The organism is Photobacterium sp. WH24 (assembly GCF_019204055.1).
Classification (GTDB): domain Bacteria; phylum Pseudomonadota; class Gammaproteobacteria; order Enterobacterales; family Vibrionaceae; genus Photobacterium; species Photobacterium arenosum.
Genome location: NZ_JAGSOZ010000005.1, coordinates 243,168 through 256,535 on the forward strand (window position 1 = coordinate 243,168; position 13,368 = coordinate 256,535).

11 protein-coding genes are annotated in these 13,368 nt (G+C 54.2%); 1 reads left to right on the forward strand and 10 read right to left on the reverse strand.

From position 1 onward, the window contains the following. Positions 1-166: 166 nt before the first annotated feature. The 9 genes from KCG43_RS08690 to csrD form a co-directional block, all read right to left on the reverse strand. On the reverse strand, positions 167-1,384 hold the full coding sequence (locus KCG43_RS08690; protein WP_218384366.1) for a type II secretion system F family protein: 1,218 nt from the start codon (positions 1,382-1,384) through the stop codon (positions 167-169). Beyond that, positions 1,384-3,126, reverse strand: coding sequence for a GspE/PulE family protein (locus KCG43_RS08695; protein WP_218384369.1), 1,743 nt, complete (start codon positions 3,124-3,126; stop codon positions 1,384-1,386). Before KCG43_RS08695 ends, KCG43_RS08690 begins: the two co-directional genes overlap by 1 nt. A gap of 4 nt (positions 3,127-3,130) precedes the next feature. After that, on the reverse strand, positions 3,131-4,336 hold the full coding sequence (locus tag KCG43_RS08700; protein ID WP_218384372.1) for a lipopolysaccharide assembly protein LapB: 1,206 nt from the start codon (positions 4,334-4,336) through the stop codon (positions 3,131-3,133). A 2-nt stretch (positions 4,337-4,338) separates the two neighbouring features. Beyond that, entirely contained in the window at positions 4,339-5,181 is an 843-nt protein-coding gene (locus KCG43_RS08705; RefSeq protein WP_218384374.1) for an ExeA family protein, read from the reverse strand. Positions 5,182-5,184: 3 nt separating this feature from the next. Next, on the reverse strand, positions 5,185-6,855 hold the full coding sequence (gene mshL / locus KCG43_RS08710) for a pilus (MSHA type) biogenesis protein MshL (protein WP_192015872.1): 1,671 nt from the start codon (positions 6,853-6,855) through the stop codon (positions 5,185-5,187). Positions 6,856-6,872: 17 nt separating this feature from the next. Next, entirely contained in the window at positions 6,873-7,196 is a 324-nt protein-coding gene (locus KCG43_RS08715) for an MSHA biogenesis protein MshK (RefSeq protein ID WP_218384375.1), read from the reverse strand. After that, positions 7,189-7,824, reverse strand: a complete 636-nt coding sequence (gene gspM, locus KCG43_RS08720; RefSeq protein ID WP_218384376.1) for a type II secretion system protein GspM — start codon at positions 7,822-7,824, stop codon at positions 7,189-7,191. The genes KCG43_RS08715 and gspM overlap by 8 nt, the downstream gene beginning before the upstream one ends. Beyond that, entirely contained in the window at positions 7,821-9,269 is a 1,449-nt protein-coding gene (locus KCG43_RS08725) for a PilN domain-containing protein (RefSeq protein WP_237794599.1), read from the reverse strand. Before KCG43_RS08725 ends, gspM begins: the two co-directional genes overlap by 4 nt. A gap of 171 nt (positions 9,270-9,440) precedes the next feature. Further along, positions 9,441-11,384 carry an RNase E specificity factor CsrD gene (gene csrD / locus KCG43_RS08730; RefSeq protein WP_218384378.1) on the reverse strand — a complete coding sequence of 648 codons (1,944 nt, stop codon included), beginning with the start codon at positions 11,382-11,384 and terminating at the stop codon, positions 9,441-9,443. Between the two features lie 199 nt (positions 11,385-11,583). Here csrD and KCG43_RS08735 point away from each other — a divergent pair, with 199 nt between their 5' ends. Then, a complete protein-coding gene (locus tag KCG43_RS08735; RefSeq protein WP_218384380.1) occupies positions 11,584-12,498 on the forward strand; it encodes a LysR family transcriptional regulator in 915 nt (304 codons plus the stop codon). A gap of 82 nt (positions 12,499-12,580) precedes the next feature. Here the strand turns inward: KCG43_RS08735 and KCG43_RS08740 are convergent, their stop codons facing one another. Then, the gene (locus KCG43_RS08740) at positions 12,581-13,120 is read right to left on the reverse strand and encodes a single-stranded DNA-binding protein (protein ID WP_218384381.1); all 540 of its coding nucleotides are present in this window, start codon (positions 13,118-13,120) and stop codon (positions 12,581-12,583) included. Positions 13,121-13,368 lie beyond the last annotated feature (248 nt).

A 13,368-nucleotide genomic window follows, 5' to 3' on the forward strand; every position in this document is an offset into this window, starting at 1 on the left:
TCATTCTCGCATTATCGTAAAAAAATACCAGTGGAAATAATCGGGTTATTGCACATTTTCCTAATATTAACTGCGGTTTAGGCTTATCCTACAAAGCAATTAAGTGACAAAAATATCACTAACAAAACTTTATTCTCGCACTGAGTGCTAATATCATCAGCCTGCATTAAGCCCCGCGCGCGACATCAAGTAAATTCCACATCGGCAGGAATATCCCCAGCGCCAGAATCAGCACCATGCCAGCAACAACCGCCAATAAAAACGGCTCGATTCTGGCAGTCAGTGTTTTCAGATCGTAATCCACTTCGCGGTCATAAAAATCCGAGACTTCGTGTAACAGTTCATCGACCTGACCGGTTTCTTCACCGACCGCAATCATCTGCAGCACCAATGGGGTAAAAATGCCGCTTTGTCTGGCTGTTTGCGTAATACTGCTGCCGCCTTCAATGCCGTTTTTCATGTCGATCAGACGATTTTCCAGAAAACGGTTTTCAAGCGCTTCGGCCGATAACTGGATCGCCTGGTTCAGGGGCACACCGGCGCGAATCATCAGCGCAAAAGTCCGGGCAAAGCGCGACAGCTGGGCCCGATTGATGATATCGCCCACGACCGGCACTTTCAGCCGCCAGTAGTCCCATTTTTCCTGCCCTTCAGGAGTGCGCTGCCAGGCTTTCAGGCCGATCCAGGTTACGACTGAGCCGCCGAGTAACAAAGGCCAGTAGCTCAGCATAAAATCAGAGGTGCCGATTAAGATACGGGTAGGCAAAGGCAGTTCGACGCCAAACCGGCTGAACATGGAGGCAAATTGCGGAATCACTTTGGTATTGAGCACTATCATTGCCAGTAAAATCGCACTGAGCACAAAAGACGGGTAACGCATAGCCGATTTTATCCGGCGCCGGGTTTCCAATTCCTGCTCGTAATACTGCGCCAGTTGCAGCAGGGCATCTTCCAGACGACCGGTATTCTCCCCCACATGGATCATCGACACGAACAGCTCGGAAAACACCCTGGGATGCATTTTCATTGCCTGCGACAGTGCACGGCCGTTGGTCAGCTCTACCGTCACGGCATCAATCGTCGATTGCAGCAACGGGTGACTGGTACTCTGCTCCAGCCCTTTCATGGCCCGCAACAGCGGCACACCGGCTTTGGTCAGGCTGTACAACTGGCGACACAGAATCACCATAGATTCCAGCGGCACATTGCGCTGCAACAGGCCGCTGAGAGTCAACGGACTGTCGCTTCGGCCACGGCGGATATCCACAGGAATAATTCCCTGGCGCATCAGCTGATCAGCGGCTGCCTCCGCTGTTGGCGCGTCGAGCTTGCCTTTCTTCAGTTGTCCCTGACTGCCCCGTCCCCGGTAATCAAATGTCGGCATCAGCGGGATTCCGTGGACGCCGGTACGGCGTTAAATTCCGGCATCAGGTAATCTCCTTCGCTCAGTTGCAGCACTTCTTCCAGGCTGGTGCGCCCGGCCAGAGCCAGCGCCATAGCGGACTCAATCAGCGGCTGGTAGCCCTCGGAAGCGCGTGCCAGCTGTGCAAACCCCATTGCATCATTGGCGCGCAGTGCATCCATCATTGCCGGGGTCATTTCCAGTAATTCAAACACACCAATCCGGCCTTTATAGCCGGTCAGGTTACAGCTCTGACAGCCCCTGCCCTGCCTGAATGTCTGGTCGGCCGAGGACGGAAAACAGGCCTTCAGCCACTGCAGTTCTGCAGCATCCGGCGTCACCTCATGGCTGCAGTCCTGACAGATCCGGCGTACCAGGCGCTGAGCCAGTACAGCCCGGACCGCACTGGCTACCAGATAGCCGGGCGCTGCCATGTCCATCATCCTCAGGGCGCTGTCTACCGCATCATTGGTATGCAGTGTCGACAGCACCAGATGGCCGGTGAGCGCAGAACGCAGACCAATTTCCACGGTTTCCTGATCCCGCATTTCCCCGACCAGAATAATATCCGGATCCTGACGCAGAAAAGTCCGCAGTATGCCGGAAAACGTCAGGCCAATTTTGGTATTCACCTGCACCTGATTCACCCGCGGCAGCCGGTATTCCACCGGATCTTCGGCGGTGATCAGCTTTTTGCCGGGTTTGTTCAGCTCGCTCAGTGCGCCATAAAGGGTGGTCGTTTTACCCGAGCCGGTCGGCCCGGTGACCAAAATCATGCCGTGAGGGCGTTTTAGCTGACGGCGGAAGCGGGCAAGAATATCGGCCGGCATGCCAATCTCATCCAGACTCAAAATACCGGCAGACTGATCCAGCAGACGCATGACGACAGATTCACCGTACTGAACCGGCATGGTAGAGACACGCACATCCACAGAGTGGCCGCGCACCGTCACATTAAAGCGGCCATCCTGCGGCAAACGCTTTTCAGAAATATCCAGTCCGCTCATCAATTTAAGGCGAAGCACCAAAGCCGAAGCGATGGCCGATTCATTCAGCAGGGTTTCATGGAGTACACCATCAATACGCTGACGAATACGCAGTACGCTGGCATCCGGTTCGATATGTATATCCGAGGCACCCACCTGAATAGCATCTTCGAACAGGGAATTGATCAGCTTGACGACTGTCACTTCCTCGTTGTCGTAATTATCGACACTGAAGCTGAAATCGCTGTTCGCCTGATGCTCGGCATGCAGCTGCTCGGCAAAAGAGGCAATTTCCTTGGTACGGCGATAATAGCGGTCAAACGAGGCTATCAGCTGGTGTTCCGGGGCAATCACCAGTTCCACCCTGAACTGATGCAACTGGTTCAGCACCGCTTCCTGGGCCGCCAGATCGGCCGGATCGCTCATGGCCACACGTACTGTGTCACCCCGGTGGCTGATCACCAGCGCTCTCAGACGACGGGCATGGACTTCCGGCAACAGGCCAACAGCTTCGCTGTCGACCGGCACCCGGTTCAAATCTATCAGTGGGATATCCAGCTGGCGGGACAGGAAGGCCAGCAGTTGCTGCTCGCCCAAAAAGCCCATGCTGATAAGGGTATCACCCAGTTTACGGCCAGTACTGCGTTGCTGATCCAGTGCCAGATCAAGCTGCTCCTGGCGGACTATGCCTTCTTCAACCAGCAGATCGCCCAGACGTTTGCGTAACCTCAGCTGCATCTGTTCAGCCCTCCTGTGTCTTTAGTGCGGCAAGACGCTGGCGAATAAACTGTTGTGACTGACCGGAAACCTGTCCCAGTTTCAGCGCCTGCGTGTAGGCCGCGACCGCCTTGGCGTTATCCTGACTGCGGTCAAGGGCAATCCCCAGCCCCAGCCACCAGCGGCCGTCGAAAGGTTCGGTATCCACCAGTTGCTGATAGCTGCTCAGTGCCAGTGGCTGATTATTAAGTTGCTGGGCCAGCGCACCGCGCAAGGCCAGGAACTCACTGGCAGGCTGCGACGGCAGTTCGCTGAGCACATCCAGCGCCACTTCCGGTTGTGACTCCTGGGTCAGCAGCTTGGCCATCGTCAGACGCAAGTCCTGCTGGTTGGGCTGTTTGGCCAGTCCCCGTTGCAGTGTCAGCATCGCACGTCTGACATCTCCGCGACCGTAGTACAGCGCTGACAAACGCTGGCGGGCATCAATCCAGGCGGGCTGATATTCCAATGCCGATTTCAGGTAATTCGTGGCCTTGAGTGTGTCCCCTTCCGCTAAGGCTTTCATGGCCTTATCGTAATCAGTCTGAGCAAGCTGCTCTGGCGACAGGGCAATACTTTCGATAGACAAGCCGGATTCCCCCTCTTGCAATGGTTCAGTCATTGCCGTGGCCGTGCCGGTTGTTTTGCTCTCAGTGTCGCCAGTGATCGCCATAACCGCCGCCGGGGCCGTTTGCGCAGCACGCACAGGGGCGACAGCGCGAGGTACAACCGGTACGGCAGCCGGTTTAACCGCCGGGGCGAGTTCAGGCTGGCTGGCGACCGGCGCAACGGGCACTTTTTTCACAACGGGCAGCACAGTGGCTTTGGCTGGGCTGACCGTTGTGGGTTGGCTGTCAGGCTGCTGGGTAACAGGTGCTGTCTCGCCAGCAGGCCTGGCCTTGGTGTGCAGAAAATTCCCGACCGGATCCGGTCCCTGTTTCAAAACCGCGGAAGGAGATAACTGTTCTGCTTTTACCCGCGTAATCTCAGCCGCTGAACGGCTCTCCTCGCGACTGTGCCCGAACCACCAGCCTGTGGCGCCAGCTGTCCCTGTGATCAGCAATCCGGCGAGCAGCCAGCGTGGCCACAACGCCTTAGGCAAAGGTTTGACCCGGACAGGCTTCAGCTCTGGCGCCTCTTGCGGTGCCTGGTTCTGGCTCAAACTATTGAGCATTTTATTGACTTCACTCATGCTCAGCTCCATCCCCACAACACAGGGTACTGCCAGCGCGGCTGGCGCGCGGTTTGCGTATCTGTGATCGCTGCCTGCACCGCTTTACGGCTGACAATGTCATGACCCGCGCTGCAGGCAACGATCAAGGCTTTATGGCACAACTGGTTCACCAGTCTGGGGATGCCGCCACTGGCGTGCCAGATCTCTTTCTGCCGCGCCAACGGCATTAACCCTGGCTCTCCGCCCGCTTTACTCAGGCGATGCTCGATATAGGACGCAGTCTCCGCCATATCCAACGGCCGCAACACGGCACGAAAGGTAATGCGCTGACGGAACTGGCGCAGCTGCGGGGAAGCCAGTCGCTCATCCAGCTCAGGCTGGCCAAGCAGCACAATATGCAAGAGTTTTTCCTGTTCAGTTTCCAGGTTGCCCAGCAGCCGCAAGGCTTCCAGCGCCTCATCAGGCAGTGCCTGGGCTTCATCTAACAACACCACGACTGTGCGTCCGCCGCGCTTGCGTTCGATCAATGACTGGTGCAGTAATTCAGTCAGTGTCAGGCCGTCACTGTCCGGCTGCAATCCCAGTTCCTTAGCCAGCGCCGCCCGTAGTTCCCGCCCGCTCATGGCCGGCGTCGGCAGATAAGCCAGGTCATACCGGGCAGGCAACTGTCGGACCAGCATCCGGCAAACCAGAGTTTTACCTGTCCCGACTTCCCCCGAAATCTGGATAAATCCTTCCCCCATCGCCAGCGCAGACAGGGTCATTTTGATCGCTTCCAAATGTGACGGCAGTGCATGAAACAGCCCGGTATCCGGCGTTAACCGGAAAGGGAGCTGCTCAAATCCGAAGTGTGACAGATACATGGGTTATCCTTGGTCCGGGAACCATTTCTCAACCAACGCGCGTGAGCGTTCAATTTCCTGCTGCCAGGTCTGATCGCCCACCACTGTGGGTTTAAGCAAAATCACCAGCTCAGTTTTGGTCTGGACTTTATTGATGTTGCGGAACAAGTAGCCAAGGCCGGGAATATCGCCAAGCAAAGGGACTTTTGTCTGCTGATCTTTCAGCGACGATTTCATCAGACCGCCAATCACCACCACATCACCGCTGCTGGCATGAATCACAGAATCAGACTCACGCACTGAGCTTCGTGCCAGCGGCAGGCTGTATGTGCCAAAGGTGTCACCCAGGGCAATTTCCTTCACTTCCTCCGTGACTTCAACCACAGTGGGGTGAACGTGGAGCAGGACGCCGCCGTCATCATCAATCTGGGGTGTCACATCAAGAGAGATGCCCGAGAAGAAAGGTGTCAGCACCACTTCCGGCGAGGCCACGCCGCCATCTGTCACTGCTTCCCCGCCATCCACCTCGGTAACGAAATACTGATCGCCGCCGACTTTGATGACAGCTTTCTGGTTATTGGCAGCAGTCACGCGCGGGCTGGACAGCACATTCAGATCGCCCTGCGTCTGCAGAAAACTCAGTACTGCCGAGAAGTTACCATCTGAAATGGTGATATTGGTTTGTCCGCCCAGCAAATTGGCAATCTCGCTGCCACCGGGCAAATTATCTGGCCCGGTACGGCCGAAAATAATGCCGGTACCACCTATGGTTTTGGTAATGTTGCTCCAGTTAATGCCCTGCTGGTAACTGTCGTTGAGGGTCACTTCCATGATCTTGGCCTCCAGCACCACCTGACGCTGAAGACGCTTTTTCGATACGCCGAGAAATTCACGCACTTCGCGCAATTCATTCGGAAATGCTTTCACTGTCAACAGGCTGGCCTGCGGCGACACCACAATACTGCGCCCTTGCCCCGTACCAATCATGGCCTGAACCGCCTTTTGCAGCTGGCCCCAGAAATCACTGTCGGAACGCGTTTCAATCCGGGTGCCGCCCGTGGAGTAAGATGAGCGGTCACCGTTATTGCTGTCGCGGCGGCGGTTGTCGTCATAGTCATCATTACTGGTATTGCGGCGGTTATCCGACTGATTGTCGATACTGTTATCCGGGCTGCTGATTGAGCCTGTGGTCAAGGATGTCAGAGAGAGGCCACGCCGCTGCAGTTGCAGGTAGTCCACCGGAATCACTTCCGTGCGCAATGTGGCAGGGAACACCTGAATAATGTTGCCCTTGCGCTGGATATCATAACCGTAAATATCCGACGCAACGTTCAGTACTTCATCTAAAGTCACATCCTGCAGGCTCAGCGTAACCCGGCCGCTGACCTCAGGGTGGATCACCATATTAAATGCCGTACCCCGAACCAGGCTGGAGAAAAAGGCGCGGGCGTCCACAGCCCGGGCATTGACACGAAAGCGCCGCTCGTACGCACGGCTGCTGCCATAGCCGGAACGGCTCAGGCTGGGCATCAGATCAGCGCTGACTGCCGATGGCAAGTCAGTCAGAGGCCGGCTCTGAGCCTCATTTTTAGCCTGATTTAAGGCTTCCTGCACCTCAACCGGTTTATTGTGCCCCATATTTGTAGAGCAGGCCGCCAGCAAGGTTGTTGCCATCACAATTAACAATAAGCGCATGTCAGAATTCACTTTTATTATTCATTGATTGTTATTTCTTCGCTATACAAAGCCAGACGCCATTGCCGGCTACCGCGCTGGAGAATAACAGTCTCTCCGTCGACGGCTTTCAGGGTATAACCACTTATCGCCTCACCCGGCAAAACCACCTGGCTATTTAAAATAACGCTGCACTGGTCCTGTTCCGGACAAACGATGCCTTCCAGTGAAGGTAAGCGCTGTGTCGCTGTTTTCTTTACCGATGGCGCCTGCCACCCCAGCGGGGCAGTCGGATCGCTTTCAGCCAGGGTTGCTGTGCTGAACAAGGCAAGTAACAGCAGAGAAATACATTGTCTAACCACCGATAAAGTCCTTACTTTCGCCCAGCGTGTATACATCCAGCTGTATATCGGAGAGCGGGTATTTATCTACCTGGTAATCCAGGCTTCGCCAATAATATTTCACCGGCAGCGCTTCCAGCTGCTGCAAATAATTCACCAAATCAAAGTAACGGCCACGCAGAGTCAGCCGGACAGGGTGAATGTAATAACCGGCATCCTCACCGTTTATCAGCTGAGCTGGCGGCAGAGATTCCAGCGACACCAGCGTCAGACGCTGGGAGCGCTGCAGCACCTGGTCCATCAAAGCCGCCATCTGGACCGGGGTTACCAGACTGGCAACACGTTCTTTGAGCTCTGTGTCCAGCCGGGCGTTACTGTCTTGCAACTGGCGGATTTGTTCATCCAGCACCTTATCGGGATCACTGTTCAGCTGCCGCTGAATCCGAATCAGATCACCGTCGTTTTTGATAATGCTGGCCTGTACCGATTGCTGTTGCCTTACCACCGATGTCAGGGATTGCTGGATGGGTTCCAGTAAAAACTGATAACCGGCCAGAATCAGCATCAACCAGCCCGTTACCGCCACCAGCCACTGCTCGCGCCGGTTAAGCTGCTCAAACCGGGTAACAAGAGATGCCCAGGCGCTCATTGTTTTGCCTCTGTTTTGCGTTGCGCATGCAACATAAAGGTCACTCTGTTTTCTTCATTTCTGCCTAGAGACATGACTTCAAAGCGGCGATCGGCCAACTGGGGAAATTGCGCAAAACTCTGCAGCCAGCCGGGTACTGCATTGGGGTGCCTGGCCACGCCTTCCAGATCCAGTTGCTGGCCCTGTACGTGAATGCGGCTCACTGAGATATCCTGGCTGGCAGCCTGCGCCAGCTGCTGCAACATAGTGGCATAGCCAGCTTGCAGGCTGTTATCGTGCATGGCAATTGCCCTGAGCGTGGCTTGTTTGGCCGCGAGATGCTGTTCCAGCTCGCCGCTCAGTTTGACTTTTAATTCACTCGGCAGATGACGGGCCAGCGCGGCTTTGGCGTTATCCAGTTCAGTCTGTTTTTGCGTCAGCTGGGTTTGCTGCTGTGCCAGTAATTGTGTGGCCCTGTGCTCCTGCCAGCTTTGCCATCCCGCCAGCGATCCGATCACCACTGCACCCGCCGCCCAGCCAGCCACTAAGTTAGGCAAGGTGAGCCAGTTAGATTGTGGTTTCAGACTGTCGCTGTACAGATTGAGCAACGGCTGCTGCAGCTGAACGGCCCAGGCGACACGGGCATCAAAATCAATCAGCTCGGCGGGTGCCCCACTGACTGTCGCGACCGGCACATTGAGCCGCTGCCGCAATGCGTCAGCCAACTGCTCATTATCATCGCTGTCACAGCTGACCAGCACCTGGGCAATAGGTGCATCACGCAGCTGGGCACTCAGGAAGTCAAGGGAGCGCTGCAGTTCAAGCGCCAGCCCGTCTATCTGCAGATTAGCCTGCTCCAGACCCATCAGAGGCTGAGAAAAACCGCGCAGCTGGCGCTGAAAACACATCACCTGCTGTTTGAAAGCGGTCAGGTGCAGACCGGAATGCTGACGGGAATGAAGGAACAGCTGGCTCTGTTTTTCAGCCGTCATCTGACCCAGCACCACTTCATCCACAGTAATCAGTTCAGGCTCACAGCCATTCGCCAGGCACGCCAGCACCAGTTGCTGAACCAGGGAACGCTGCGCCACCAGCACTTGCAGTCTGTCTTTTATTGGCTCTTCAAACCCATCCGCCACCAGATTAGCGGGAGGTTCAGTCACCAGATCTTTGACCAGAAACGGTAAGGCACTGGCCAGTTCATGGCGGGGTAAGGCAGGTTTATCAATGATCAGGCTTTGATATAAGCCATGGCCAAGTACGAAGCGAATTCTGCAGCCGTTTAAATGGTGTGTATTGATCAATTGCGTGATGGAAGACGTCCAGCTTTCACGTGAAGCCACTTCCACACTGTCACTGATCCAGTCATTCCCGTCTTCTGTAAGACAGACGAGTGTCAGTTTCCCTTCGAACACAGCAAAACTGGCCACTTTACTGACAGTTTTCCGACTTAGGAGCTTTTTCATCAGCATGGTAATAACCCGTTTTACTTTTCGTTCGTTTTTAACCCGCGGCTACATTCTTTAAAAACATGCTATTGACTATTATTGTCAATAATTTGACCCATGATACTGACAGGAATTTATGGTGTATAGAGAAAATCCTGTAAAAAATGTAAGGTTTCCACTTAGATAACATTATCTGCGATTTTTGGTACTAATTTGACTCACACTCATCTCCGGGGCAAAAAAGCGCCCCTGCCCGCCATTAATACCCAATTGCTGCAGCACCTGCCACTCCCTGTCATTTTCGACGCCAACAGCAATCACCTCGACACCGGAATTGGCACAGGCGCCCAGCATACTCCGGACAAATAACTGATTTTCCTGCCGCTGATCTATTTCACGAATCAGGCTTCTGTGCAGCTTGATATACTGGACGTTGACATCCTTGATATAGTGGGTGCTGACTATGGTTCTCCCGGCCTGATCCACACCCAGCCGGCAGCCGAGGCCCGTTACCATTTTGAGAAAGGTACGCACAGCATCAATATGGCGTGACAGGTTCCGCTCCGGGACTTCAATACTCAGCCGTTTCAGTACCGGCCTGGGTGTTTGCAGCAGTTCATCCCGGAACCAGCGGATAAACCCTTTATCCAGCAGAGATTCGACACTGACGTTAATCGCAAAATTATCCAGCGTCGGGCCATTTTTGAGCAGATCCAGCGCCTGACTGATGACCTGTTTATCCATACGCACATTGAATCCCACCTGCTCAACCGCAGGCAGAAAACGGGAAGCTTTGATCATCACACCGTTTTCGTCATTGATCCTCGCCAATAATTCACGGTGCAGCGGTATTTTCTCCCCGGAGAGATAGGCGGGCTGCTGATACAGAGCCGGGCCGCCCTGACTCAAGACAGCATCCAGCAGCGTCCGCCAGCGCACACTGCCCCGGGTATCCTCTCCCAGTACATCTTTCTGGAAGGCATACCAGCTGTTCGTGCCCTGTAATTGCGCACTGCGCAGCGCCATGTCAGCCTCATCCATGATGCGGCCACGCCGCTCGCCGCTGGCAAAATAGGTCATACCAATATGGCACCAGTTCTCGCGCTGCAATGGCACGGAAGGTGTCAGCCGCTCCAGCCCTTTCAGCAGCTGATTCACAAACTGATTGACCTCCTTGCTGGGCTGTTGCAGCAGCATGATGGCAAATTCGGCGTCAAAATAGCGAGACAGCACGCTGTCCGGATAGCGCTGGACCATATTCGACAGCACCATGCCGACATCCTGAATCAATTCATCGGCCACAATCTTGCCCTTTGCCAGCAGCAATTCTTCCCAGTCAGCGATACGAATCAAAATAACAGCACCATGGTTATCCTGATCCTGAACCACAGATTGCAGACGGCTGTCGAACAATACCCGATTGGCCGAGCCCGTCAGTTGATCCAGGAAGGTGTGGGTACGAATGAAGGTATCAAAGCGGCTGCGCTCCTGTCTGGCATCTTTCAGCTCAGAGATTAGCTTGTCCAATGCCAGACTTGCCGTTTCCGGCCATTCCAGATCGGCGCCTTTGGCAAAAGCATCCAGCTTACCGGCCAGCAGCATTCTCCCCCGCTCTTCGAGAAGCTCTGAGCCCTGCAACTGCCGCTTAAGCCAGTTTACGCCCCATATCAGGCCGGCAATAATGATCATGATCGCCAGGCTGATAGAAGACATCGCCCCCAGCGAATAGGTTAATTCGGTATAAGGCGGCACTGACTGGATACTGACAGAGTAACCGGGGTTCAGGGTCAGCGGATATTCAGTATGATAAAGAATATTGGGATCATCGATTTTCTGTAATCCCTGAAATTGGTAGACAGAGCCGGTATCGTTGCTGACGTCCAGCGCCACCACGTTACTGGCTTTGAGTAACTTCGGCAGCCAGCGGGCCAGAGACTGTGAACCCTGAGGATCGGCCATTTCCTGGTCGATCGCTTCTACCACGCCGCCCAGATAATGATGCAGATAATCCTGCCCGAGTTGACGAAAACTGACAGCACCGCCAATGAAAATGACAAACATGGCGCAAATGACAATTAGGGTCACGAAAGCAACCAGTCTATTGGTCAGCTTCATCCCTGAGGCTTTTCTCATGCAAGGTCCAACTTTATCTGAAAAACAATTCCAAACCGCCTGGCTCTGTGGTCAACTCTGATACAGACAACAATACAAACCAAAACGCCTGTTTATACTGGAAAATACCATCGGCTCTCAAACACTGCAGTGCTCAGACCGACACTTTCCTTACTTGGCTCACCGCCCAGGCAGCATGCACCCCACAAAGCGGAGAGATATGGACTGGATCACCTGCACCAAAAGTTTTGTCGCCGTGGTTGAGCAGGGCTCACTGGCTCAGGCCGCAAGCGCTCTCAACACCTCAAGTTCAGCCTTGTCCAAGCGGCTGTCATGGTTAGAAAAACAGCTTGGTGTTCAGCTTCTTAAACGCACGACACGTAACCTGACAGTCACAGACGCCGGCAAGGTGTTTTATCGGCGCAGTGTCCATTTACTTGATGACTGGCACCAGATACTGGCTGAAACCACCTCCACCTACGGCGAAGTTCAGGGTGTGCTGCGCATCGGCGCCCCGCTGGCGACAGGCAGCCGGGTACTGGTTCATTATCTGGCCGAGTTTTTACAGACCTATCCCAATATTCAGGTAGAGCTGCACACTGTGACTCCGGGCCAGTTGCCGGATCTCAACCTGGATGTTTTTATCAGCCGCGAACTGACTGATTTTAATTCCACCAGTTATATTGCCACCAAACTCTTTAGTTTTCAGGCTGGCTTCTATGCCTCACCCAGTTACCTGGAAGACAGGCCCGCCATCGAAACCCCGGAGCAACTGGCGCTGCATAACTGCCTGTTATTCGGCAGTCATGGCCATGAGCAAGAGCATGTCTTTGAAAGTAACCGTCGCCTGCGTTTGCGGGGCAATTTTACCACCCAGAACCCGGAAGCCCTGGTCGCCGCTGCGGTAGCTGGAATGGGGTTAATTCTGGTAGGTGAGAATACGGTAAAACGCGAGCTCAGCAATGGTTTGCTGATCCCTGTCTTACCTGATCTGAAACAGCCGTTAAATGCTGCCTACGCCTACTACCCTAAGCTCAACTACAACCATACCAAAACTAAGCTGTTTATTGATTTTATTAAACAAAAAGCCTCACCCGGACACGCACATCAGTCAGCCAATCCCCACTCTCTGTGATCAGCATCGTGCGGTGACTGGGTATCAGGCAATAAAAAAGCAGCGTTGAACGCTGCTTTTTTTAACAACCGTCTGGAAAGGATCAGAACGGAATATCGTCATCAAAATCCATTGGCGGCTCATTGTACTGAGGCTGCGGTTGCTTAGACGCAGGCTGCTGCTGAGGCGCATAGTTTTGCTGTTGCTGTTGCTGTTGAGCCGGTTGCTGAGGTTGTCCCCAACCACCCTGCTGCTGCTGGCCGCCCATTGGCGCGCCCTGACCGCCACCCTGACGGCCACCCAGCATTTGCATCACACCGTTGAAGCCTTGAACAACCACTTCGGTCGTGAAGCGGTCCTGACCGCTTTGATCCTGCCACTTACGGGTTTGCAACTGACCTTCAATGTAAACCTGAGACCCTTTACGCAAGTACTCACCAGCCACTTCAGCCAGCTTGCCGAACAACGCAACACGGTGCCATTCTGTTTTTTCACGCTGTTCACCGGTGGCTTTATCACGCCAGCTTTCAGAAGTCGCGATGGTGATATTTGCGACTGCACCGCCGTTCGGCATATAACGGATTTCAGGATCTTGTCCTAAGTTACCCACCAGGATCACTTTATTTACGCCACGACTGGCCATAGTTCACTCCAGGTTTTCGCTGTTGAGGCTGCCAATCCTGACACCCTTCGCTCATTCAAAGTTTATACTTAATCGCCGAGTTTAACATGGGCTGCCCTCCGAGTCATAGGGCTACGTCATGCTTCCCATGTCTTGATCGGACGCATAAAAGACGATCAAAGCACTGTGTTTTTGTACAGTCAAGTCTTTTAAGCCCCTCAGGGCTATGCAATAATGCCAATCCTATTTATTCAAGCGCTGATGACTGC

Excerpts from the sequence above, each read along its gene's own strand:
- KCG43_RS08690 (WP_218384366.1), bottom strand. The coding sequence starts at position 1,384 with ATGCCGACATTTGATTACCGGGGACGGGGCAGTCAGGGACAACTGAAG.
- KCG43_RS08695 (WP_218384369.1), bottom strand. The coding sequence starts at position 3,126 with ATGCAGCTGAGGTTACGCAAACGTCTGGGCGATCTGCTGGTTGAAGAA.
- KCG43_RS08700 (WP_218384372.1), bottom strand. The coding sequence starts at position 4,336 with ATGAGTGAAGTCAATAAAATGCTCAATAGTTTGAGCCAGAACCAGGCA.
- KCG43_RS08705 (WP_218384374.1), bottom strand. The coding sequence starts at position 5,181 with ATGTATCTGTCACACTTCGGATTTGAGCAGCTCCCTTTCCGGTTAACG.
- mshL (WP_192015872.1), bottom strand. The coding sequence starts at position 6,855 with ATGCGCTTATTGTTAATTGTGATGGCAACAACCTTGCTGGCGGCCTGC.
- gspM (WP_218384376.1), bottom strand. The coding sequence starts at position 7,824 with ATGAGCGCCTGGGCATCTCTTGTTACCCGGTTTGAGCAGCTTAACCGG.
- KCG43_RS08725 (WP_237794599.1), bottom strand. The coding sequence starts at position 9,269 with ATGAAAAAGCTCCTAAGTCGGAAAACTGTCAGTAAAGTGGCCAGTTTT.
- csrD (WP_218384378.1), bottom strand. The coding sequence starts at position 11,384 with ATGAGAAAAGCCTCAGGGATGAAGCTGACCAATAGACTGGTTGCTTTC.
- KCG43_RS08735 (WP_218384380.1), top strand. The coding sequence starts at position 11,584 with ATGGACTGGATCACCTGCACCAAAAGTTTTGTCGCCGTGGTTGAGCAG.
- KCG43_RS08740 (WP_218384381.1), bottom strand. The coding sequence starts at position 13,120 with ATGGCCAGTCGTGGCGTAAATAAAGTGATCCTGGTGGGTAACTTAGGA.